Source organism: Variovorax sp. IB41 (assembly GCF_016405905.1).
In the GTDB taxonomy this organism is placed as follows: Bacteria; Pseudomonadota; Gammaproteobacteria; order Burkholderiales; family Burkholderiaceae_C; genus Variovorax.
This window is the reverse complement of record NZ_JAEFCB010000012.1, coordinates 148204-171198: the sequence shown is the minus strand read 5'-3', so window position 1 is coordinate 171198 and position 22995 is coordinate 148204. Positions and strand designations below refer to the sequence as shown.

General features: G+C 66.1%; 24 protein-coding genes. 14 read left to right on the top strand and 10 right to left on the bottom strand.

Annotated elements, in window-relative coordinates:
• From JC881_RS32480 to JC881_RS21580, 3 genes are all read left to right on the top strand, one after another.
• The coding region (locus tag JC881_RS32480; RefSeq protein ID WP_233101948.1) for a DUF2345 domain-containing protein at positions 1-605 on the top strand (605 nt) is incomplete at its 5' end.
• Between the two features lie 14 nt (positions 606-619).
• Positions 620-2488 carry a LysM peptidoglycan-binding domain-containing protein gene (locus tag JC881_RS21585; RefSeq protein ID WP_198787726.1) on the top strand — a complete coding sequence of 623 codons (1869 nt, stop codon included), beginning with the start codon at positions 620-622 and terminating at the stop codon, positions 2486-2488.
• Positions 2485-3048, top strand: coding sequence for a hypothetical protein (locus tag JC881_RS21580; RefSeq protein WP_198787725.1), 564 nt, complete (start codon positions 2485-2487; stop codon positions 3046-3048). Before JC881_RS21585 ends, JC881_RS21580 begins: the two co-directional genes overlap by 4 nt.
• A 104-nt stretch (positions 3049-3152) precedes the next feature.
• Here JC881_RS21580 and JC881_RS21575 read toward each other — a convergent pair whose 3' ends face one another.
• Positions 3153-3794: a sulfite exporter TauE/SafE family protein gene (locus JC881_RS21575; protein WP_233101947.1), complete on the bottom strand. Its 642-nt coding sequence runs from the start codon at positions 3792-3794 to the stop codon at positions 3153-3155.
• A 67-nt stretch (positions 3795-3861) separates the two neighbouring features.
• A complete protein-coding gene (locus JC881_RS21570; RefSeq protein ID WP_198787724.1) occupies positions 3862-5121 on the bottom strand; it encodes an MFS transporter in 1260 nt (419 codons plus the stop codon).
• 89 nt (positions 5122-5210) lie between these two features.
• Here JC881_RS21570 and JC881_RS21565 point away from each other — a divergent pair, with 89 nt between their 5' ends.
• The 4 genes from JC881_RS21565 (at position 5211) to JC881_RS32730 (ending at position 8441) form a co-directional block, all read left to right on the top strand.
• Positions 5211-6062 carry an AraC family transcriptional regulator gene (locus tag JC881_RS21565; RefSeq protein ID WP_198787723.1) on the top strand — a complete coding sequence of 284 codons (852 nt, stop codon included), beginning with the start codon at positions 5211-5213 and terminating at the stop codon, positions 6060-6062.
• 118 nt (positions 6063-6180) lie between these two features.
• A complete protein-coding gene (locus JC881_RS21560) occupies positions 6181-6891 on the top strand; it encodes a phosphatase PAP2 family protein (RefSeq protein WP_198787722.1) in 711 nt (236 codons plus the stop codon).
• A 96-nt stretch (positions 6892-6987) separates the two neighbouring features.
• Positions 6988-7230: an acyl carrier protein gene (locus JC881_RS21555; RefSeq protein ID WP_198787721.1), complete on the top strand. Its 243-nt coding sequence runs from the start codon at positions 6988-6990 to the stop codon at positions 7228-7230.
• Entirely contained in the window at positions 7227-8441 is a 1215-nt protein-coding gene (locus JC881_RS32730) for a beta-ketoacyl-[acyl-carrier-protein] synthase family protein (protein ID WP_198787720.1), read from the top strand. Before JC881_RS21555 ends, JC881_RS32730 begins: the two co-directional genes overlap by 4 nt.
• Here the strand turns inward: JC881_RS32730 and JC881_RS21545 are convergent.
• Complete coding sequence (locus JC881_RS21545; protein WP_198787719.1) at positions 8438-9349, bottom strand: LysR substrate-binding domain-containing protein; 912 nt, start codon at positions 9347-9349, stop codon at positions 8438-8440. The genes JC881_RS32730 and JC881_RS21545 overlap by 4 nt on opposite strands.
• Positions 9350-9500: 151 nt before the next feature.
• On the opposite strand from JC881_RS21545, the gene JC881_RS21540 reads away from it, so the two are divergent.
• From JC881_RS21540 to JC881_RS21525, 4 genes are all read left to right on the top strand, one after another.
• Entirely contained in the window at positions 9501-10853 is a 1353-nt protein-coding gene (locus tag JC881_RS21540; RefSeq protein ID WP_198787718.1) for a M20/M25/M40 family metallo-hydrolase, read from the top strand.
• A 104-nt stretch (positions 10854-10957) separates the two neighbouring features.
• The gene (locus JC881_RS21535) at positions 10958-11371 is read left to right on the top strand and encodes a DUF2501 domain-containing protein (protein ID WP_198787717.1); all 414 of its coding nucleotides are present in this window, start codon (positions 10958-10960) and stop codon (positions 11369-11371) included.
• Between the two features lie 83 nt (positions 11372-11454).
• On the top strand, positions 11455-13173 hold the full coding sequence (locus tag JC881_RS21530) for a SulP family inorganic anion transporter (protein ID WP_198787716.1): 1719 nt from the start codon (positions 11455-11457) through the stop codon (positions 13171-13173).
• A 19-nt stretch (positions 13174-13192) separates the two neighbouring features.
• On the top strand, positions 13193-14086 hold the full coding sequence (locus tag JC881_RS21525; RefSeq protein WP_198787715.1) for a LysR family transcriptional regulator: 894 nt from the start codon (positions 13193-13195) through the stop codon (positions 14084-14086).
• On the opposite strand, the gene JC881_RS21520 is transcribed toward JC881_RS21525, so the two are convergent.
• Together JC881_RS21520 and JC881_RS21515 are read right to left on the bottom strand one after the other, a co-directional pair.
• Positions 14046-15329 (bottom strand): hypothetical protein, encoded by a 1284-nt coding sequence (locus JC881_RS21520; RefSeq protein WP_198787714.1) that lies wholly within the window; start codon positions 15327-15329, stop codon positions 14046-14048. The two genes, JC881_RS21525 and JC881_RS21520, sit on opposite strands and share 41 nt — an antisense overlap.
• Before the next feature lie 21 nt (positions 15330-15350).
• Entirely contained in the window at positions 15351-15923 is a 573-nt protein-coding gene (locus JC881_RS21515; protein WP_198787713.1) for a DUF3299 domain-containing protein, read from the bottom strand.
• A gap of 129 nt (positions 15924-16052) precedes the next feature.
• Between JC881_RS21515 and JC881_RS21510 the strand changes: the two genes are divergently transcribed.
• Entirely contained in the window at positions 16053-16580 is a 528-nt protein-coding gene (locus tag JC881_RS21510; protein ID WP_198787712.1) for a hypothetical protein, read from the top strand.
• Here JC881_RS21510 and arfB read toward each other — a convergent pair.
• Genes arfB through clpB form a run of 3 tightly spaced genes read right to left on the bottom strand, consistent with a single transcriptional unit; the run spans position 16549 to position 19984 of the window.
• Positions 16549-16956, bottom strand: a complete 408-nt coding sequence (gene arfB / locus JC881_RS21505; protein ID WP_093434177.1) for an alternative ribosome rescue aminoacyl-tRNA hydrolase ArfB — start codon at positions 16954-16956, stop codon at positions 16549-16551. The two genes, JC881_RS21510 and arfB, sit on opposite strands and share 32 nt — an antisense overlap.
• Before the next feature lie 55 nt (positions 16957-17011).
• Entirely contained in the window at positions 17012-17353 is a 342-nt protein-coding gene (locus JC881_RS21500) for a hypothetical protein (protein WP_233101946.1), read from the bottom strand.
• A gap of 9 nt (positions 17354-17362) precedes the next feature.
• Positions 17363-19984, bottom strand: a complete 2622-nt coding sequence (gene clpB / locus JC881_RS21495) for an ATP-dependent chaperone ClpB (protein ID WP_198787710.1) — start codon at positions 19982-19984, stop codon at positions 17363-17365.
• A gap of 141 nt (positions 19985-20125) precedes the next feature.
• Here clpB and JC881_RS21490 point away from each other — a divergent pair, with 141 nt between their 5' ends.
• On the top strand, positions 20126-21121 hold the full coding sequence (locus tag JC881_RS21490; protein ID WP_198787709.1) for a Bug family tripartite tricarboxylate transporter substrate binding protein: 996 nt from the start codon (positions 20126-20128) through the stop codon (positions 21119-21121).
• A gap of 6 nt (positions 21122-21127) precedes the next feature.
• Here the strand turns inward: JC881_RS21490 and JC881_RS21485 are convergent, their stop codons facing one another.
• On the bottom strand, positions 21128-21604 hold the full coding sequence (locus JC881_RS21485; RefSeq protein ID WP_198787708.1) for a molybdenum cofactor biosynthesis protein MoaE: 477 nt from the start codon (positions 21602-21604) through the stop codon (positions 21128-21130).
• Positions 21605-21857: 253 nt separating this feature from the next.
• On the opposite strand from JC881_RS21485, the gene dapA reads away from it, so the two are divergent.
• Positions 21858-22754, top strand: coding sequence for a 4-hydroxy-tetrahydrodipicolinate synthase (gene dapA, locus JC881_RS21480; protein ID WP_198787707.1), 897 nt, complete (start codon positions 21858-21860; stop codon positions 22752-22754).
• Here dapA and moaD read toward each other — a convergent pair.
• On the bottom strand, positions 22741-22992 hold the full coding sequence (gene moaD / locus JC881_RS21475; RefSeq protein ID WP_198787706.1) for a molybdopterin converting factor subunit 1: 252 nt from the start codon (positions 22990-22992) through the stop codon (positions 22741-22743). The two genes, dapA and moaD, sit on opposite strands and share 14 nt — an antisense overlap.
• Positions 22993-22995: the final 3 nt, after the last annotated feature.

The window sequence follows — 22995 nt, the reverse complement described above, 5'->3', positions numbered from 1 at the left end:
AGCTGGAGGCCAACCGGATCAGCATCACCGCCAAGGAAGAGATCCTGATCAACGGTGGCAGCAGCTACACGCGGTGGAATGCAGCGGGGATCGAGCATGGGACCAGCGGGGTTTGGCGCGAGCATGCGGCTTCGCATTCGCTGGTCGGGCCGATGAACATGGACAAGCTGCTCCGGATGAAGGGCGTGAGCCATGACGACAAATACAGCGTGCGCTTCGCGCCGCTCGGCAGCGACGACGTCTTCAAGCACACGGGAATGGCCGGGCAGCCCTACAGGATTCTGGACGAGCGGCAGGCCGTCAAGGCCGAGGGCGTCATTCCGGCAAGCGGACGACTTCCAAGAATTACGTTCGAGACGCCCGATGAAGCGACGCTGATCGTGGGCGAGGAGGCTTGGGCCTGGCATTCGGTACCGACCACCCGGGAAGCCCATCGCTCTCCCGATGCCCTCGCAACAGGATTCGAAGAAATCGGGGACGAGGTGCCGGACGACAGCTCGGCGGCCATCGAGAACTCGAAATACGCCCCATCGGCGAGTGGATTCGGAGCGAATCACTTTCTTTCGGAGTCCTCGGTGAAAAACTATCTTCACGGGCTGATTTGACTGCGAAATAGAAAATGCCAAAACTGATATCTGCAACCTACCACCCCAACATCGAAGTCGCGGAATTCATCTGCGACGACGGGCGGCATCTGCTCCGGCACGGAGGAACACTGCCATGGCGAATCAACAACCCAGGAGATTTGACGGCCCTGCTGGTGGATGGAGCACCTGCTCCGAAGAAAGCCAAAGGCTATATTGGCTTTGCCAGCACCAGATCGGGAAGAACATTTCTTATTTTCCCGGATGAAGACGCGGGACGTGCGGAATTGAAAGCCAATTTGAAACGCAGACACGGGAAAAAAACCATTCCCGGGGCCATCCCGAGCTACGCGCCAAGCCGCGAGAACGATACAGAAAAATATATCGCCGATCTGCTCAGAACAAGCGGCGTGCCGGCCGATAAAAAAATCAATGAATGCAGCGATGCCGAAATTGAAAAAATCATTGACAGTATTTCGGAAATCGAGGGATATCACGCGAACCCTGAAACCCGCAAGGAAACGTGGGCGGTGGTAAGCGCCATCAACGCCACCAACGGCAGCCAACCCCTGCCCGATACAGAAATCATTCTGCAAACCGGGAGCAAAGAAGAGAAGATCAAATCCGATGCGACCGGGCGTTTTCCGCCAGTGATTCATCCTGCGGACAAAACAGCCGTGCAGGTCAAGGTGATGAATCCGAAAACCAGAAAGCCTGAGCGGATCGGCACAATTCAAGGAGAAAGTGGCAAGGATTTCAATTTGCTGGCGAAATTCAGAAAATGGAAAGGGGTTGCTGGCTCGGAGAAAATAAATAGTTCTACGCCGGCGCAATCAAGTTCGACAAACTATGTGGTTCAACCAGGAGATACCCTGGGGAAAATCGCAAAGCTATATCACACCAGTGTTGCTCTTATAAAAAATAACAATGGCTTGAGCAACGACAACATCTATCCCGGCGAAGTATTGCTGATCCATGGTGAGAAAAAAGAAAAATCCAGCAATGCGCCAGCGGTCAAGGCAATCGAGCTGCCCAAAAGCACTTCGTCGGAAATATCGGTGGCATCCCAGAAAAAACGGCAACGCGTCGTCACCGTGCCCTTGCCTCCAATTCCCTCAAGTACGCAATCATCGGATTCGGAGCGATCCAAGGAAGGAACGGGAAAAGTCCTGGCGCTGATCAATCTCCTGCCTGGGCGGGCCCCGTGGATGCCTATCGCCATCGCAGAGGCCAAGCTCAGGCACGGAAAGGAAGAAGGCGTTATTCAAAGAGAAATTAATTACCACACCGAAATCGGAGATGGCTCCAGATCCATGGCCGATACGGCATGGTGCGCGGCCTTTGCAAATTGGGTTTTGTCGCAAGCCAACTACCCGATCGATAACGCGAATTTCTATGATCACAAAGCCGCCGCGGGACGGGCACATGGATTTTATGAGGTCAAGGGTACAAAAGAGAAAAAACCGGGCTCGATCGCCCCAACCATTAGAAATCCTCTATACATCGAATTGGATGCGCCAATATATGGTGCCATTGCCATGGTCACAAGCAAGACAGGCCAGCATGGGCATCATGTCGGTTTTGTTTATGCGAAAAATGGAAATGACAGCTTGATCCTCTTGGGAGGAAATCAGCACGACCAGATAAGATTCTCCTCTTTTTCGAAGATCTTTAGGCCTCCGGTAAAGATCAAGGGAAAAAATGGCGAAATGGTCGTCAAGGACGAAGGCAGTCCAGACTATCTGAAGTATTTCATTCCCGTCGCGTATTACGAACAGGCAAAAAAGGAACTGTCGAATCCAGGGTTGGAGCAGATGGACTTTGTCGCACTGAATCTCGAGCTCGGCATACCACCCGACAAACCAAAGAAAAATAAGGCTCACTCCAACAAGGACATTTTATGAAAGTATTTTTTTCATCGGTCCGTTCATTCATCAAAAAAACGGTGTTGCTTCTTGCCGTGCATTTTTTACTTTACGGATATGCATCCAACTCGTTTGCCGGATACAGAGAGGATCGGCTCGTCGTCTGGATCAATCTGGAAGAAGCTTCCGATCATCTCAAAGTGAACAAAGTCATCGAGAACTTCATAATTTCCAGGCGCGTCGATAAAGAATGCGGCGTCCGCTGGAGAGATGGAGGTTCAATTTTGTACATGAAAAAACGCCCTCATCAAATTACAAACAAATTAATTCGCGAAGTGTTTATTCAAAAAAAGAAGGCCGCGCTTCAGCGTCTGAACTATTTGCTGAAATCCTTCAGAAGCCCTGAGGATGAAGTTCAAGACGGGCTGGATGGCGTCATGGTCTACTCCAACAACAATGGCCCGCACATGATGAACTTCGTAGCAAACAGAAAAACTATAAAGACCTATCCATTGGCACTGAAGGGCTCAATACCGACAGCCCAGGACATTGAAGATGCGTTCTGCATTCTTTTACCCTCCATTACACGAGCACCTTGATTCAGACAGGCGAGAAAGTTTCTTGCAAAATTTCTTTTCACCTTATTGCAAAATTCATTTCTTCCAACATCGCCTGTAATTTCCTGAGGCGCATTTTCATTGCTTCAACCCCGCTGCAGCAACACCGGCACTGCGACAGCCACCGCCACGAGCCCCAGCAGCGGCACCATCGACATCGCGACGCTCCCGCTGAACAGGTGGATCGCGAAGGCCACCATCAGCATCGAGAGATTGAAGTTCTGGATCACCGCGCGTTGCGTGTCGCGCTGGAAGCCGCGCAATGTGCACCAGAGCGTCGGGATGGTGCCGGAGAAGCCGCCGATGCCCGCCATCGCCCCGCCGATGGCGCCGACGATGCCGTCTGCCGCGCGGCCGCCGAAGGTGATTCGGGGCAGGTGCTGCGACATCAGCATCGCCGGGCACCACAGCACCAGCAGCGCGCCCAGGCACAGCTTGAAGATGACGAGGTCCAGATGCGGCAGCAGCCAGACGCCGAACGGCACGCCGACCAGGCCGCCGAGCACGAAGGGCCAGAGCAGGGATTTGTCGAAGGCGCGGCGCACCGTGACGGCCGCGATCACCTGCCCCGTCAGCGCGCCAAACAGCGCGAGCACGGCGGCCAGTTGCGGCTCCAGGGTCCAGGCCCAGACCGACATCGCGACCAGCCCGAACGCAAAGCCCGACAGGCCCTGCACGAAACCCGCCAGCACGGCGCCGACGATCACATAGACATACAAGGCTTGCATGCGGCCGATGATAGGAGCCGCTGCAGCGCGTTCGCCCGCCTCGACGGACGGCGTTGGAGAGAAGGGATCAGGCCGAAGCCGGCACCAGCGCCGTGCGGCGCACGCGCGTGACGTTGAACGCGCTCGCGATCAGCACGCCCTGCACCAGCGCCAGGCCGACGATCACGCTCGTGTACTGGCCGTGGTCCATCAGGCGGCCGAACACCAGCGGCGCGAGCGCCTGGCCGATATCGAGGCCCGCATACACCACGCCGTAGACGCGGCCGGTGGCGTTGGGCGGGGTCGAGCGCTTGACCAGCAGGTCGCGCGACGGCCCGGCCACGCCCGAGACGAAACCCATCGCGCCGAACAGCACCGGCACGAGGACCGGCGGGAACTGCGCGAAGGCCAGCACCAGCGCCAGCGCGGCTGCGATGCCGAAGCCCGCGCCCACGATGCGCTCGCAGCGCGACGAGTCGGACGCAAGGAAACCGCCCACCACCATGCCGGCCGCGCTCGCGACCATGTAGACCGTGAGGCACACCGCCACCAGCGCCACCGGCACCGCGTGCAGATGGCCCGCGGCGACCGGCGCGAAGGTCTGCACCACGCTGATCACCGCGGCGTAGAAGAAGAAGAAACCGAAGCACATCCACACGGCCGGAATGCGCAGGAAGTCGAACTCGCCGCCGATCGGCGCGGGCTCGCCCTGCCCCGTGGCCTTGTGCACGGCCGCCACGTCGAGCGACAGCACGCTGCGGTAGATCCACAGCACCAGCAGCACCACGATGGCCAGCACGCCGGCCGAAGCCAGCGCCACGCGCCACGAGAACGCGATAGCGATCGGCACCACGAAGGCCGGCGCGAGCGCCCAGCCGAGGCTGCCGGTGATGCCGTGCACGCTGTAGGCATGGCCCAGGCGCGTGGGCGCGACCTTGCGGTTGAAGAGCGTGTAATCGACCGGGTGGAACACGCCGTTGCCGATGCCGCCGACCACGGCGCACGCGAGGAGCATCCAGTAGCTCTGCGCCATCGCATAGCCGAAGGCGGCGAGACCGAGCGCGCCGAGGCCCACGAACAGCACCGGCCGCGGGCCCAGCTTGTCGACGATGAAGCCCGAGGCCGCCTGCACGATGCACGAGACCACGAAGAACACCGTGAGCACCGCGCCCAGCTCGGTGTAGCTCACGTTGAACGCGTCCTTGAGCCAGGGGAACAGGGGCGCCAGGATGAGCTGGCTGAAGTGGCTGATCGCGTGGGCCAGGCCGACGAGGCCGATGAGTTTCGCGTCGGAACCCAGGGAGTGCGCGGGGGACGTGGAAGGTGGGGTGGTCGCGTGGGAGGACATGGATTGCTACAAAAAACCGGGGCAGGCTCCGATGCTATGCCCCCGGGGCGCGGCAGAATGGCGATACGGCGACAACATTTGTCGAAACCATGCCACGCGCCTCCTCCACCGTTTTCCACCCCTCGCCGGTCACCAGCGTCGCCTCGCTCACGCCGCACCTGTACGCCCCTGACGCGGTGCGCCCGCTGCGCGCCAAGGAGCACTTCCTGAGCGCGGACACCTTCGTCGAGCTGCACCAGCATCCGTGGCCGCAGCTCACGTTCTCCACGCGCGGCGTGATCCGCCTGAGCACCGAGGACGGCAGCTACATCGTGCCGCCCTCGCGCGCGCTGTGGGTGCCGGCGAACATGCCGCACAGCATCATGCTCATCGAGGACGCCGAGCTGCGCACCATCTACCTGCACGCCTGGCTCGCGCCCGCCTGGGAGAAATGCGAGGTGCTGGAGATCAGCCCGCTGATGCGCGCGCTGATGCTCGCGCTGGACACCACGCCCGACGGCCTGCCGCCCACCGATCCGCAGGCGCCGCAGCGCGAACGCATGATCGCGCCGCTCTTGGTCGACGAGATCGAGCGCGCCACGCAGATCCGCATCGACGTGCCGCTGCCTACGGACAAGCGGCTGCGCCAACTCTGCGAGGCGCTGTTGCGCAACCCCGCCGACCGCTCCACGCTGGCCGAGCGCGCGGCCACCATCGGCGCGAGCGAGCGCACGGTGGCGCGGCTTTTTCGGGACCAGCTGGGCATGAGCTGGCAGCAGTGGCGCCAGCAGGCGGTGATGGCGCATGCGCTGCCGCTGCTCGCGCGCGGCATGGCGGTGAGCCAGGTGGCCGCCGCCAGCGGCTATGCCACCGACAGCGCGTTCTGCGCGATGTTCAAGGCGGCGACGGGGCGCTCGCCGACCTCGTTCCAGCACAAGAAGCGGTCGGCCGTGCCTGCATGAACCGCCGTCCGAACCACCACTTCAACCGCCACTTGAACCATTGAACGCGCGGGGCCTTCCCGACGCTCTGGCAAGATCGGCGGGCCCGAAAAACCACGGACCTTCCATCGACCAGCCCATGGCATCGCCTCCCCGACCGCAGACCTGGACCGCCGACATCGGCCTGCGCATTCGCCGCCATTTCCTCTTGAAGGCGGTCGGGACCACGGTGTTCACCTGGCTGTTCTTCATCGGCTACTTCCACCTGCTGCGCAACCCCGCCTTCCCGGTCGCGGTGATGCCGCTCACGGCGCTGGACCACCTCATTCCGTTCCAGCCCTACACGCTGGGCGCCTACCTCTCGCTCTGGGTCTACGTGGGCATCGCGCCCGGGCTGCAACTCACCTTCCGCGAGCTGGTGGTCTACGGGTTGTGGATCTGCGGGCTGTGCCTCACGGGGCTGGCGCTTTTCTATTTCTGGCCGACGCAGATACCGCCGCTGCCCATCGACGCCTCGGGCTACCCGGGCTTCGCGATGCTGCAGGGCGTGGACGCGGCGGGCAACGCCTGCCCGTCGATGCACGTGGCCGTGGCCATCTTCACGGCCCTGTGGGTCGAGCACCTGCTGCGGCAGGCGGGCGCGCCCGTCGTGTTGCGCATCGTCAACGGGGCCTGGTTCCTGGCCATCGCCTATTCGACGCTGGCCGTGAAGCAGCACGTGGTGCTGGACGTGGTGGCCGGCGCGCTGCTGGGTATGGCGTTCGCGATCCCCTCGCTGCGCTGGCGGCCGGGCAAGCGTTTGCGAGGGGATTCCCCTCCGGTCGGAGCGGATATCATTGGCCATCACTGACCAACACAGGCCGAGCGAGGAAGGGATCGACCCCATGGCACACCCCGAAAGGGTTGCCGTCGATCAACGGCGGCACAAGACGACAGGCATCGCACGATGAGTTCGCTGAAGGAATTGCAGGACCTGATTCACGAGAAGTACGGCATCGAACCGTCCAAGCTCGACCCCAACGCCTCCATGCGCGAAACCGGCGGTCTCGATTCGCTGGCGCTGGCCGAATTCCTCTTTGCCATCGAAGACCACTTCGGCATCACCATGCCCGACGAGGACGCGAGCATCGACACCCTGGCCGAGCTCGCGCTGCTGGTGGACAAGGTCCGGGCCGCGAAGGTCGCGTGAACCGCCACGAGGTTGCCGTCACCGGGCTGGGCGTCATGGCGCCCCACGGCGACGAGCCCGGCGCGCTGTTCGAGGCGCTGCTGCAGGCCCGATCGGCCATCCAGCCGGTCTTTCCCGAACTGCCCAAGCCGGCTGCCGCCGCCACGGTGGCATTCGACGAAACGCGCTGGTTCACCAAGCTGCAGCTGGCCGGCGTCGACCGCGTGAGCCAGCTCGCGGTGGCCGCGGCCGACCTCGCGCTGCGCGATGCGAACCTGCCGCTGGCCGATGCCGATCTCGAACGCGTCGGCGTGTATGCCGGGTGCGGCATGGGCGGCGCGGCCGCACTGGAGGCGGCCTACCGCGGCAACGGGCGCGTGTCGCCGCTCACCATTCCGGCCTTCATGCCCAACGCGCCCGCGGCCCACGTGGCGATGCGCAACGGCGTGCTCGGCCCGGTGCTCACCTACTCCGTGGCCTGCGCCTCGTCGTCGGTCGCCATCGCCGAAGCGGCCAAGGCGATCGAGCGCGGCGAAGTGGACATCGCCATTGCCGGCGGCAGCGAGGCGCTGATCGTGCCCGGCGTGGTGCTGGCCTGGCAGGCGATGCAGACGCTGGCCACCTTCCAGCCCGGCGAAGCGGCCGGCGCGGTGCGGCCGTTCGCGAGCGACCGCAGCGGTTTCGCGCTCGGCGAAGGCGCGGCCTTCCTTGTGCTCGAATCGGCCGAGCGCGCGCGCCGCCGCGGCGCGCGCAGCCATGCCACGCTGGCCGGCTGGGGCCTCTCCAGCGATGCCACCCATCTCACCAAGCCCGACGCACCCGGCCAGGCGCGCGCCTTGCGCCAGGCGCTGCGGCAAGCCGGCCTGCAGCCGCGCGACGTGGGCTATTGCAACGCGCACGGCACGGCCACGCGCATCGGCGACGTGGTCGAGCGCAATGCGCTGGCCGAGGTGTGGGGCGACGATTTCGACAAGCTCCGCGTGAGCTCCACCAAGGCGCTGCACGGCCACATGCTCGGCGCGGCGGGCGCCATCGAGGCGCTCATCACGGTGCTCGCGCTGCAGCGCCGGCAGCTGCCGCCCAATGCGAACTGCCGCGAGATCGATCCGGCCTGCCAGATGAATCTCGTCGCGCAGGACGACAGCGCCGCACCGGCGCTCCAAGCGGCGATGAGCAATTCCTTCGCCTTCGGCGGCACGAACTCGGTGCTGCTTTTCCGCCGCGCCGACTAAGCCGCCTGCTGCGATGCGGCCTGGGCGCCCGCCTCGCGGAGCCATTCGACGAAAGCTTCCGCCAGCGGATCGACCGTGCGGTTCGGCGCCATGAACACGCTGTAGCCACGGCTCGATGGCGCCCGGTGCGCGCACGCGAGCCGCAGCTCGCCCGAACGCAGTTCGCGCTCGACGTAGTACGCCGGCACCAGCCCCACGCCGAGATCGGCGCGCACCGCCGCGACCAGCGACGAGAACAGATCGAAGCGGTGCCCCGCCACGAGGTTCTCGGGCGGCTGCGCGTGCGGCGTCTGCGCGAACCACTCTTCCCACGCGCCCATGCGCGTGCGCAGCTGCAGCAGCGGCGCGGCGCGAAAGTCGCCGCGCGCCATCGCGGTCCGGCCCTTCGCGCGCGGGGCGCACACCGCCACGCAGAACTCGCCCATCAAGGGCCGCGCATCGGCGCCGGGCCACACGGCGTCGTCGTACTGCACGCCCACGTCGAACGGCATGTCGGCCATGTAGAGATCGGTCGGAAACACCTGCAGGTGCAGGCTGCAGCCCGGGTTGCGCGCGATGAACTGCGGCAGCAGCGGCGTGAGCCAGCCCTCGGCCAGCACGGGCACCGCACCGACGATGAGCCGCAGGCCATCGACGCGCTGCGCCATCGCTTCGAGCGTGTGGTTCTGCAGCCGCATGAGGTCGCCCGCGATCTGGCCGTGATAACGGCGCCCGGCATCGGTGAGCTCGGTGCCGCGCGCGGTGCGCTGCACGAGCCGCACGCCGATCTGCGATTCGAGGAGCCGCAGCTGCTGGCTCACGGCGCTGTGCGTGAGGCACAGCTCCTCGGCCGCCTTGCCGACGCCGTGATGGCGCGCGACCGCATCGAAGATCAGCAGCGCTCGGGTGCTCGGAATGTGGCGGCGCATGGCGGGGTTCGTAAGAAAAACTGACAAGGCCAAAGATTAAACCAGAGCGGCCGGCTCACTTGCCCCTAAGAATTGCTGACGGCGCCGCGCCGGCTGCGCCCTTTCGTGCGCCCTTTCGCCGCGTCTTCACCTTCAAGGACAACCCACCGCCATGCCTCGCTCCGCGTCATTCCGCCTTGCCCCGATCGTCATCGCCCTCGCCTGCACCGCCGGGCTCGCCCAGGCCCAGAACGCCGCCGTCGCGGCCACGCCCGCGCAGGTGCGGCCCGAGATCGACAAGGCCTACACGCAGCTGATGGCGGCGCCCGCAGTCCAGAAACTGCTCGATGCGGTCAAGGCCGATCACGAGCGCTCGGTCGAAGATTTGAAGATGCTCACCGAGATCGAAGCGCCTCCGTTCAAGGAACAGAAACGCGCCGAAGCCTTCCTCGCACGCATGAAGGCGTTGGGCCTCACGGACGCGAAGATCGACGCCGAAGGCAACGTCGTGGGTCTGCGCAAGGGCACGGGCAACGGCCCCAAGTTGCTGATCTCCGCGCACCTCGATACGGTGTTCCCCGCCGGCACCGACGTGAAGGTGAAGGAGCGCGACGGCAAGCTCTACGCCCCTGGCATCTCCGACGACACGCGCGGCCTCTCGGTGCTGCTGTCGTGGATCAAGGTGCTCAACGACAACAAGATCCAGACCGTGGGCGACCTGCTCATCGTCGGCAACGTCGGCGAGGAAGAACTGGGCAACCTGCGCGGCATCAAGGCGATCTTTCGCGACAACCTGGACATCGACGGCATGGTCGGCCTGGAGCCGGCGCCCGATGGCACGGTGCTGATGCTGGGCACGGGCAGCCACCGCTACGAGGTCACCTTCAAGGGCCCGGGCGGCCACAGCTTCGGCGCGTTCGGCCAGGTGCCCAGCGCCATCCACGGCATGGGCCGCGCGATCGCCAAGATCGCGGAAGTGCGCACGCCCACGTTCCCCAAGACCACGTTCACCGTCGGCACCGTCAGCGGCGGCACCTCGGTCAACACCATCGCGCCGGACGCGCGCATGGCCATCGACATCCGCTCCGATGAAATGGCGCCGCTGCTGGAGACCGAGAAGAAGATCCTCGCTGCCATCGACGAAGCCGTCGAGGAAGAGAACAAGCGCTGGAACGTGACCACGCTGAGCGCGAGCCGCAAGCTGATCGGCGACCGGCCGGGCGGCCGCACGCAGTCGGACACGGTGATCGTGGAGGCCGCCACGCGCGCGAACAGCGCCTTCGGCCACAAGACCCTGCTGACGGGCGCGAGCACCGATGCCAACGTGCCGATGTCGCTGGGCATCCCGGCCATCATCGTCGGCGCGGGCGGCAAGACCGGCGGCTTTCACGCGCTGTCGGAGTGGATCGACGTGACCGATGGCTGGAAGGGCGCGCAGAACTCGCTGGTCACGGTGCTGGGCCTCGTGGGCGTGCAGGGCACGAGCGCACCGCTGCTGGAGAAGCGCGCGCCGCGCAAGAACTAGGGCGAACTCCGGGGGCCCTCGGGGGCCATGCCCCCGGAAACGCCGGGGACTCTCCGGTATGCTGGCGGGCGCTTCTCCCCTCATGCGTTCCCAAGGAGACCATCATGCATGCCCGCTCCACACTCATCGCCCTCGCCCTGCTCGCCGCAGGCGCCTCGGCACAGGCCAACGACCTGCTCGACCAACTGAAGGAAAAGGCCGGCGCGGCCGCCAGTTCGCAGAGCGGCAACCTCGGCTTCAAGATGCCCTCCATCGGCTCCAGCACCATCGGCAGCGCCGCCGGCGTGCTGCAGTACTGCGTGAAGAACAACTACCTCGGCGGCGATGCCGCTTCGGTGAAAGACAAGCTGCTGGCCAAGATCACCGGCCAGAAGCAGCAGGAGAAAAACTTCGAAAGCGGCGCGAAAGGTTTGCTCAAAGGCGGCGACGGCAAGACGCTCAACATGAAGATCCTGTCGTCGAAGGTGAAGGAAAAGGCCTGCGACTACGTGCTCAAGAACGCCACCTCGCTGATCTGACCTGACAGCGCCCCCGCATGGCCTCCGCGCGGCGCACCGCGCATGTGCTTGCCTGTTTCTCCCCGTGCGCGCGTAACGACTCCATGACCCCGGCTGCCTCCCCCTCGTCCCTGCGCCAGCGCCTCGCGCGCTGGGTTCCCTGTCTTGCATGGCCCCGCCCTTCCGGGGCGCTCCTGCGCAGCGAGGCGATGGCCGGCATCACCGTCGCGCTGATGGTCATTCCGCAAGGCGTGGCGTATGCGGCGCTCGCGGGCATGCCGCTCGTGACCGGCGTGTACGCGGCGCTGTTTCCCGCGCTGATCGCGGTGATGTTCAGCTCGTCGCAGCGGCTGTCGGTCGGGCCGACGGCGCTCACCAGCCTCCTGGTCGGCGCCTCGCTCGCGCCGCTCGCGGTGGCGGGCAGCGCCGAGTGGGTGGCGATGGCGGTGTGGCTCACGCTGATGTCGGGCGCGATCCAGATCGTGCTGGGCGCGGGGCGCTTCGGCTGGCTGCTGCGGCTGGTGAATTCGCCGGTGCTGATCGGCTTCACGCAGGGCGCGGCGGTGCTGATCGCGATCTCGCAACTGCCCTCGCTGCTGGGCTTCACCGGGCGCACGATTCCGCAGGTGCTGCAGGGCGGGCCGCTGCCCGACCTCGTGGCCATCGCCTTCGGCCTCGGCAGCATCGCGGTGCTGTGGCTGGGCAAGCGGTTCGTGCCGCGCTTTCCAACCACCATGGCACTGGTGGCGGGCGCCGCGGCCATCAGCTGGGGCATCGACTACGCGCTGCGCGGCGGCGCCGTGGTCGGGAGCCTCCCCTCGGGACTGCCCTCGTTCTACTGGCCCGGCCTGCTCCCGCTGGGTACGTTCAGCGCGCTGGTGCTGCCCGCATTGATGATCACGCTGGTGAGCTTCCTGGAGACCGCCTCCAGCGCCAAGGTCGACAACGCGCGCGCCGGCACGCTGTGGAACGAAAACCAGGACCTGATCGGCCAGGGCCTGGCCAAGCTGGCCTCGGGCTTCACGGGCGCGTTCCCGACCAGCTCGTCGTTCTCGCGCTCGGCCATCACGCTCTATGCGGGCGCGCAGACCGGGTGGGCGACGCTCTTCAGCGTGGTGGTGGTGGCCGGTGCGCTGCTGTGGCTGATGCCGCTGCTGTACCACGTGCCGCAGGCGGTGCTGGCGGCGGTGGTGGTCACGGCCATCCTGGGGCTGGTGAAGCCCGCGAGCTTCACGGCGCTCTGGCGCATCTCGCGCATCGAGGCGGGCATCGCCTTCGGCACCTTCGTGCTGACCATCGCGACCGCGCCCAGCATCTACTGGGGCGTGCTGGGCGGCCTGCTCGCGAGCATGGCGCACTATATGTACCGCCACCTGCATCCGCGCATCATCGAGGTGGGCCTGCACCCCGACGGGAGCCTGCGCGACCGCAACCTCTGGAAGCTGCCGCCGCTCGCGCCGCAGCTCTATGCGCTGCGCATGGACGCGGAGCTCGACTTCGCCTCGGCCTCCACGCTCGAACGCGCGCTCACCGTCGCGCTGGCCGAGCGCCCCGAGCTCACCGACGTGTGCCTCTTCGCGCAGCCCATCAACCGCATCGACATCACCGGCGCCGAGGTGTTCGGCTCGATCCGCCGGATGATGGAATCCAGGGGCGTGCGCCTGCACCTGAGCGGCATGAAGCTGCCGGCCATGCAGGTGCTCGAGCGCGCGGGCCTCCTCGCGCCGGGGCCGATGCTTTTCAGCTACCGCACCGACGGCGAGGCGCTCGCGGCGCTGATGCCGCGCATCGACGTGCCCGCAGAGGCCGAAACCGCCGGCTGACGACACGGGCACCGGCGCCATGAAAACCACCATCGAAGAACTCGTCGCGTTCCGCACGGTGGTGGACACCGGCTCGATCACCGCCGCAGCCGAGCAACTCGGCCACACGGTCTCGGGCATCAGCCGCGCGCTCAGCCGCCTGGAGCAGAAGCTCGATACCACGCTCATGCGCCGCACCACGCGGCGCCTGGAAATCACCGAGGAAGGCGCGGCCTTTTTGCAGCGCACCCGCGCGATCCTCGATGCGATCGACGATGCCGAAGAGCAGATGGCCGTACGCCGCGAGCAACCGGCCGGCCGTCTGCGCGTGAACGCGGCCTCGCCCTTCATGCTGCACGCCATCGTGCCGCTGGTGCCCGAGTTCCGCAGGCTCTACCCGCAGATCAGCCTGGAGCTGGACACCGACGACCTGCCCATCGACCTCCTGGAGCGGCGCACCGACATCGCGATCCGCATCGGCCCGCTGCGCGATTCCACGCTGCACGCGCGGCCGCTGGGCACGCACCGCCTGCGCGTGCTCGCGAGCCCGGCGTACCTGGAGGCGCACGGCAAGCCGCGCAACGCCGCTGATCTGACCGGTCACGCGCTGCTGGGCTTCACGCAGCCCGAGTCGCTCAACCGCTGGCCGCTGCGCGCGGAGAACGGCATCCACGGCGACGAATGGCCCATCGCGCCCACGCTCGCCGCATCGAGCGGCGAAACGCTGCGTCAGCTCGCGCTGGCCGGCGCGGGCATCGTGTGCCTGGCCGATTTCATGACCGCCGCCGACCGCGCGAGCGGCGCGCTGGTGCAGGTGCTGGCGAAGGAAACGGTGGACGTGCGCCAGCCGGTGAACGCGGTGTACTACCGCAACACGCAGCTGTCGGCGCGGATCACTTCGTTCCTGGATTTCCTGACGCAGCGCATGACTTGACGGCGGGCTGCCCGGCAGGCAATGCCGTGCACAAGCGCCGCTGCAGATCGTCCAACAGCGCGGTGCGCCGCAGGGACGGATCGCTGGCGCCTTGCAGGCTTTTGCGCACCTGGGCCAGTGCATCGAATGCCGTGAAGCCACGGGTGTTCTTGGTCGCCGGACTCGCTCCGTTGTCGAGCAGCGCCTGGATGTAGCGCGCTATCTCCGCGTCGTCGACGCGAGGGTTTCGGTCTTCACCAAGTTGGCTCATGTCCCTTCCGTCGACACGCTCCGCGAGCATGAACGCGCCTTGCAAAGCCTCATTGATCGGCATGCCCGACTTGGCCAGCAACGCCACCACTGCGTCGGGCAGCGGCGCTTGGGCGTCGATCTCCGGGTCCCAATGAGGATCGATGCGCAAACCGTGGGCGAGCAGCAATTCGAGTGCCCCGGCCATCTCGCTTCGCGGCATGTGGAAGACGCGAGACAACGGCCAAGGGGTCGATGTGGAACAAGAGACGCCCGGCGTATGGGCTGTCACGTCGGCCTGCCAGTTCACGCCGCCGAGCACGGGGCCCAAGCCCAGCCGCTGTTCGATTCGCACGCGATCGGCGCTTTGCAGGGCTTCGTCCATCGCGATCAGCAACAGGGCCTTGCGCTGTTCCGCCGGGATCGACGGCAGGGAGACGGCAGCCTCGAAGGCTGTATCGAAGACTTTTCGCTGCCCGTCCTTGTCTGTCGGCCAGGCCGCGGCGGCGATGATGCCGTCGTCGTGGCGCACGGCGCAGAGGAACGAAGCCGGCGCCACGGCACCCGCCTGCGATGCCAGCCCGTCGCGCAGCGCCGCCACATCGCCGCCCAGCAACACCGGCGCCAGTTTCTCCAGCAAGAACCCGACGGCATATTTTTGCGCCTGTTCCGCCTCATCGGGACGGTACGGATCGTGGCTCTGGTAAGCGACGATCGCCACGCCCGACAGCAGCGCCGCGGCCAGCGTCAACGCGGCCTCGGGCAGTCCACCCCATCCGGCGGAGCGGGCGGCCTTTCGACAGGCATACACCACGACAGCCATCGCCGAGAAAGCGAAAAGCAACGCCTGTGCAGCGAAGAAAACGAGACCGATGCCGTTGATGCCAACGGGGGACCAAGGGAGCGCGGTGGAGACCAGCGTCAGCAGAACGGGCAGTCCCGCGAGCGCCAGCAACGGACCGGTCCAGGAAGAAGTTGTGCGCGCATCGCGCGATGCGCCGGTGTCGTTCGACATGCGGCGCATTCTAGGGACGGCCTATCGCGCGGAAACGAAGCGCTCCACCGCCGCCGATGTGATCTCGTACCCGCTCACGCCCATGTCCGCCGACGCATAGCGCGCGGCCTTCAGGATGCCGCTGACCTTGACCGTGTCCATCGCGTGCAGGCCCTTGAAGGTCTCGGCGGCGATCACGTGCACGATCTGGTTTGCGGGGGGCGGCGGGGTGTGGATGCAGGCGCCGAAGTACGGCACGAGAAGGAATTCGCGGATGCCGTCCTGGGTGCTGTCCAGCGGCACGACGAAGCCCGAGAGCTTGGCCGCGGTGCCGTCGAGCGCCACGTTGACCGGGGCGTTGTCCCAGACGGCGCGCATCTCGTCGAGCATCTGGATCGCGCGCGGGTCGTTGTCGCGCAGGGCCTCCAGGCTGATGTTGCGGTAGCGCTTGGTGGGGTCCCAGCTCTTGGGGATGAGCTCGTCCCACTTGAGCTCGGGGGCCGCGGCCGCGCTCGCGCTCGTGGCACCGGCCTCGGGACCGCAGCCGGCCAGCAGCGCAGCGGCCGGAACCAGGAGAAATGCGGGCAGCAGGATGCGCGAGATGAACCTTCTCATGACCACGATTTTGCTTGGGACATGTTTCAGTCCCGTAAAGCAGGGCCTTTGGCACTCAAATCGTCGCAACTCACACAAATGGATGAGCACGCGCCAGAATGCCGCACCACGAACAACGAGGAGCTCCGCATGGCAGCGACCGGATGGCTGGGACTCACGTCCCTCGGGATCATTCACACCGCGATCAGCCTGATCGCCGTCTTCGCGGGGATCGTCGCCCTGCTGCGCTACAAGGAAATCACCCTGCGCACCGGATGGGGCCGGGTCTTCGTCTGGACCACGGTGCTCACCTGCCTGACCGGCTTCGGCATCTTCCAGCACGGCGGCTTCGGCAAGCCGCATGTGCTGGGCATCGTGACGCTGCTCGCGCTCGGCGCGGGCGCGCTGGCCGGGCGGGGCGGCCTCGGAAAGAACTCGCGCTACATCGAGGCCATTGCCTATTCGGCCAGCTTTCTCTTCCACTGGATACCGGCGTTCACCGAGACGCTGACGCGGCTTCCGCTGGGCGCGCCGCTGCTGGCGGATGCCGAGGCGCCCGCGCTGAAGGCGATCACCGGCGTGCTGTTCGTGCTGTACATCGTGGGCGTGGCGCTGCAGGTCAGGCGGCTGCGCGGCGGCAGCCCGGTCAGTCCCGCACCGGTCCGCGCAAGTTCTTGATCTGCGCGCGCTGGCTCTTGCCCTCGAGCCGGCGCTGCTTGGACCCATAGGTCGGCTTGGTGGCGCGCCGCACGCGCGGCGGCGTGGCGACGGTGTCGATCACCGCCTGCAGGCGCGCGAGCGCGTCGGCGCGGTTCATCTCCTGCGTGCGGTGCTGCTGCGCCTTGAGCACGAAGACGCCCTCCTGCGTGATGCGGCTGTCGCGCAGCGCGAGCAGCCGCTCCTTCACGTCGGCGGGCAATGAGCTTGCGGGGATGTCGTAGCGCAGGTGGATCGCGCTGGAGACCTTGTTGACGTTCTGCCCGCCCGCGCCCTGCGCCCGGATGGCGCTGATCTCGACTTCGTCGGGATCGATCAGGAGCGGTGGGCGGAGCATGAAGGCGAGTGTGCCTTCAAACGCGTGCGGCGGCGGCGAAGGGCCAGGGTCGAGGTCAGCCGCGCGAGACCGATTTCGGCGCGACGTCGGTCACGTCGCTGGCATTGCCGCGGATGCGCTCGGCGCGCACCACCGATTCGCCGCGCGCCCGCGCGTTGGTGACGTCGGCGGCGGTGGGCTCGGCCGGATTTGCCGCATTGCGAAACCGGTCGAAGCCCGAGCGCGGGTTGAAGCGCCCGCCCATCGACGCCATCCAGGGCGTCACGGGCTTGCCCGTGAGGCGCCCCCAGGCGTAGCGCACGCCCCACACGGCCGCCAGCAGCATGACCGCGACGGCCAGGCTGGCCGCGAACACCAGCCCCAGGAGCAGAAGAATCACGCGAAGAATGAAGTTCATCATCCGACTTTAGGCCGAAGCCGCCACCGTTGGTTCCCCCCCCTTGGTGAACGAGAACTGGCCCGGCGACTGGATCGGGTCGGTGTTGACCTCGATCGTGTCCTTCGGCCCGAAGCTGCCGTCCAGCAAGAGCCGCGAGAGCGGGTTCTCGATGCGCTGCTGGATCGCACGCTTCAACGGCCGCGCGCCGAACACCGGATCGAAGCCGACCTTGGCGATCTCGGCCAGCGCCGCGGGCGACACCTCCAGGCCCAGGTCCATCTTCGCCAGGCGCGCCTTGAGCACCTTCAGCTGGATCGCGGCGATCGATTCGATGTTCTTCGCGTCGAGCGCGTGGAACACGACCGTCTCGTCGATGCGGTTGAGGAACTCGGGGCGGAAGTAGTTCTTCAGCTCGTCCCACACCGCTTCCTTGATCTCTTCGGAAGGCTTGCCCACCATGGCCTGGATGATGGGCGAGCCGATGTTGCTCGTCATCACGATCACCGTGTTCTTGAAGTCCACGGTGCGGCCCTGGCCATCGGTCAGGCGCCCATCGTCGAGCACCTGCAGCAGCACGTTGAAGACGTCGGGGTGCGCCTTCTCCACTTCGTCGAGCAGCACCACGCTGTAGGGCTTGCGGCGCACGGCCTCGGTGAGGTAGCCGCCCTCTTCGTAGCCCACGTAGCCCGGCGGCGCGCCGATCAGGCGCGCGACCGAATGCTTCTCCATGAACTCGCTCATGTCGATGCGGATGAGGTGGTCTTCGCTGTCGAAGAGGAACCCCGCGAGCGCCTTGCACAGCTCGGTCTTGCCCACGCCCGTGGGGCCGAGGAACAGGAACGAGCCCGTGGGGCGGTTCGGATCGGACAGGCCCGAGCGCGAGCGGCGGATCGCATTGGCGACGGCACCGATGGCCTCGTTCTGGCCGACCACGCGCTCGTGCAGCTTGTCTTCCATCACGAGCAGCTTGTCGCGCTCGCCCTGCATGAGCTTGGCGACCGGGATGCCGGTGGCGCGCGCCACGACCTCGGCGATTTCTTCGGCGCCGACCTGCGTGCGCAGGAGCGTGGGCGCGCTGGACTTGCCCTTGCTCGCCTCGCTGGCCTCGGCTTCCTTCAGGCGCTTTTCGAGCGCGGGCAGCTGGCCGTATTGCAGCTCGGCAAGCTTGTTGAAGTCGCCCTTGCGCTCCCACTCCTTGATCTCGATCTTGAGCTTCTCGATTTCTTCGCGGATGTGCGCGCTGCCCTGGGCCTGGGCCTTCTCGGCCTGCCAGATCTCGTCGTAGTCGGCGATTTCCTTCTGCAGCTTGGCGATCTCGTCCTCGATGAGGTTGAAGCGCTTCTGCGAGGCCTCGTCCTTCTCGCGGCGCACGGCTTCGCGCTCGATCTGCAGCTGGATGAGGCGGCGATCGAGGCGGTCCATCACCTCGGGCTTGGAGTCCATCTCGATCTTGATCTTGGCCGCGGCCTCGTCGATCAGGTCGATGGCCTTGTCGGGCAGGAAGCGGTCGGTGATGTAGCGGTCGGAGAGCTCGGCCGCGGCCACGATGGCCGGGTCGGTGATCTGCACGCCGTGGTGCACTTCATACTTTTCCTGCAGGCCGCGCAGGATCGCGATGGTGGCCTCGACGCTGGGCTCGCCCACGATGATCTTTTGGAAGCGGCGCTCGAGAGCGGCGTCCTTCTCGATGTATTTGCGGTACTCGTCCAGCGTGGTGGCGCCCACGCAGTGCAGCTCGCCGCGCGCGAGCGCGGGCTTGAGCATGTTGCCCGCGTCCATCGCTCCCTCGGCCTTGCCGGCGCCGACCATGGTGTGGAGTTCGTCGATGAAGACGATGGTCTGGCCTTCGTCCTTCGCGAGTTCGTTGAGCACGGTCTTCAGGCGCTCCTCGAATTCGCCGCGGAACTTGGCGCCGGCCAGCAGCGACGCCATGTCGAGCGACAGCACCCGCTTGCCCTTGAGCGAATCGGGCACCTCGCCCGCGACGATGCGCTGCGCGAGGCCTTCGACAATGGCTGTCTTGCCGACGCCGGGTTCGCCGATGAGCACGGGGTTGTTCTTGGTGCGGCGTTGCAGCACCTGGATCGCACGGCGGATTTCCTCGTCGCGGCCGATGACCGGGTCGAGCTTGCCCAGGCGCGCGCGCTCGGTCAGGTCCATGGTGTATTTCTTGAGCGCCTCGCGCTGGCCTTCGGCGTCGGCGCTGTTCACGCCCTGCCCGCCGCGCACGGCGTCGATGGCCGATTCGAGCGACTTGCGGCTCAAGCCATTTTCTTTCGCGATCTTGCCGATGTCGGACTTGCTGTCCGCCACGGCCAGCAGGAAGAGCTCGCCGGCGATGAACTGGTCATTGCGCTTGAGGGCTTCCTTCTCGGTGGCCTGCAGCAGCTTGCCCAGCTCCGGGCCGACCTGCACGATGTCGTGGCCCTGCACCTGGGGCAGCTTCTTGATGGCGGCTTCGGCCGCCTGCACGAGACCCGGCACATTGACGCCGGCACGCTCCAGGAGGGCGCGCGGGCCGTCGTCCTGGCGCAGCATCGCGACCAGCAGGTGGGCGGGCTCGATGTAGGCGTTGTCGTTGCCGAGCGCCAGCGTCTGCGCGTCGCTCAGCGCTTCCTGAAATTTGGTGGTGAGTTTGTCTTGTCGCATGGTGGTATTCCTGCATCCAAAATAGGGCCGTTCGGGCACGATTCAAGGTTGTGAACCGTGCCCGCGCCGCGGGCACGGGTATTGCACGGTGCACCGCACCTTTTTGCCGTAGGCATTTCTCTCTCTCGAATGGAGTCGATCATGGGTTTTTCAATGCAGCGCGTACAGCCGGTGCGTCGCGCGCTCAGCGTGGGTCTTTTTGCCGCCGCCATGGGCATGGCCGGGCTGGCGCAGGCCCAGAGCGGCACGCCGATCCGCATCCTGGTCGGCTTTCCCGCCGGCGCGGGCACCGATGCCATCGCGCGCACCCTGGGCGAAAAGCTCAAGGACGTGCTGGGCGTGCCGGTGGTGGTGGAGAACCGCGCCGGCGCGGGCGGGCAGATCGCCGCGACGGTGCTGAAATCGTCGCCCGCCGACGGCCACACGCTCTTCCTCTCGCACGACCACACCATCTCGATCCTGCCGCAGGTGGTGAAGAACCCGGGCTTCAACCCCGCCACCGACTTCGTGCCCGTGGCCGGCTTCGCCACCTTCGCCAATGTGCTGGCCGTCTCGGGCGGCACGCCGGCCAAGAGCATCGACGAGTACGTCAAGTGGGTCCGCACGGCCAGAGGCGGCAAGGAGACCATCGGCATCCCGGCGCCCGCGTCGATTCCCGAATTCCTCGTGAAGATGATCTCGGACAAGTACAAGATCGACGTGCAGCCCGCGCCCTACCGCGGCAGCGCGCCGATGACGGCCGACATGCTGGGCAACCAGATCACCGCGGGCATCGCCTCGGTGCCGGACTTCATCGAGAACCACAAGGCGGGCAAGGTGCGCATCGTGGCGTCGATCGGCGCCAAGCGCCAGGCGGTGATTCCGAACGTGCCGACCTTCACCGAGCTGGGCTTCTCGAACCTGGAAGACCTGCCCTACTACGGCATCTTCGCGCCGGTGGGAACGCCGCAGCCGATCATCGACAAGTACGGCGATGCGCTGCAGAAGGTGCTGGCGATGCCTGATGTGAAGCAGAAGCTCACGACGATGGGGCTGACGGTCGGCTACGAGCCGCAGGGGCAGTTCGCGGGCCGCGTGCGCACGTACACGCAGACGTGGGAGCGGATCATCCAGGCCAGCGGGTTCAAGCCGCTGTAAGCTGTTTCAAGCGTTCGGGGCAGAGATGCCCCAGCGCGCCAGCGCCGCGTCGTCGGCGACGCGCGCATCGACCCAGCGGGCGCCTTCGGGCGTCTGTTCTTTTTTCCAAAACGGGGCCTGGGTCTTCAAGTAATCCATCAGGAACTCGCAGGCCTCGAAGCTCTGGCCGCGGTGGGCCGAGACCACCGCCACCATCATGATCTGGTCGAGCGGCTGCAGGAGGCCGATGCGGTGGATCACGCGGGCGCCCAGGATGTCGAAGCGCTTGTGGGCCTCGTCGATCATGGCTTCGATGGCCTTCTCGGTCATGCCGGGGTAGTGCTCCAGCTCCATCGACGCGACGGTGCTGCCGTCGTTGCGGTCTCGCACCGTGCCGATGAAGCTGCAGACCGCGCCCACGCGCTTGTCGCCCGCGCGCAACGTGGCGAGCTCGTGGCTCAAGTCGAAATCACCCGTCTGGATCGAAACACGCGCAACGCTCATGTCCGGATTGTGGCATCGGGATAGACTGCGTCCATGCCTTGCCTCGCCACGCTCTCCACGGTGCTTACGCACCCCGAGAGCCGTTGCGCGCGCCAGGGCAGCAAAGCCAAAAAACCAAAGCTCGTCTGACCGGAGCTGCGGTTCCGTCGTCGGATGAGCGACGGAACCTGCCCAAAGGCTTTGACCCCTGCATGGTTGTGCGCGCATCGGACGGTGGTTCTTTCCATCGGTTGATTCCTGAAAGGAAACCTGCGTGCCACAACAACAACCCGCCTCCCCCACCCCTGATTTTTCGGGCCTCTGGATTCCGCTTGTCACGCCGTTCCGCGACGACGCTGTCGATCATGCCGCGCTCTCCGCGCTGACCCGGCGCCTCGCCGCCGACGGCGTGGCCGGCTTCGTGGTCTGCGGCTCGACCGGCGAAGCCGCGGCGCTCGACGAGGTGGAGCAACTCGCATCGCTCGACACGGTGCTGGCGGCCGCCAGCGGCCTGCCGGTCGTCATGGGCCTCTCGGGCTACCACCTGGGCAAGACGACGGCCTGGGTGCGCCAGCTTTCGGAACGCCCGCTCGCGGGCCTGCTGGTGCCCGCGCCGCACTACATCCGCCCATCGCAGGCCGGCCTGCTCGAATGGTTCCGCGCGATCGCCGATGCGAGCGCGGTGCCGGTGCTGATCTACGACATCCCCTACCGCACTGGCGCCATCCTCTCGCGCGAGACGCTGCTGGCGCTGGCCGCGCACCCGCGCATCCAGGGCATCAAGGACTGCGGCGGCGACATGGCCAAGACGCGTGCGTTGATCGCCGATGGCCGGCTGCAGGTGCTGTCGGGCGAAGACCACCAGATCTTCTCCACCGTGGCCGAAGGCGGCGTGGGCGCCATCGCGGCGAGCGGGCATGTGCAGACGAAGCGCTTCGTGCAGGTGCTGCGGCTCCTGGCCGACAACCGCGTGGCCGAGGCGCGCGCCGAATGGCAGCCGCTGCAGCCGCTGATCGAGATGCTGTTCGCCGAGTCGAACCCCGGCCCCTTGAAGGCGCTGCTGGCGCAGGGCGGCGCGATGCGCGACGAGTTGCGCTCGCCGATGACGCGCGCCTCCGACGGCCTGCGCGAGCGCCTCGTGGCGCTGGACGCGCGGCTCAGCCGCCCGTAACCGGCGGGAAGAACGCGACCTCGCAGCCTTCGTGCAGGGCTGCGGCTTCGTCGCTCATGACCTGGTCGAGCGCCATGCGCACCGCCCTGCCGCGGGCGAGCGCGATGGCGTGCGCCCCGCCGCGCGCGATGAGTTCGTCGCGCAATGCGGCGAGCGTTTCGGCGCGGGTGTCGACGCTTTCGTTGCTCGTGGAGAGCGCCTCGCGCACCGAGGCGAAATAACGGATCTGGACCTTCATGAC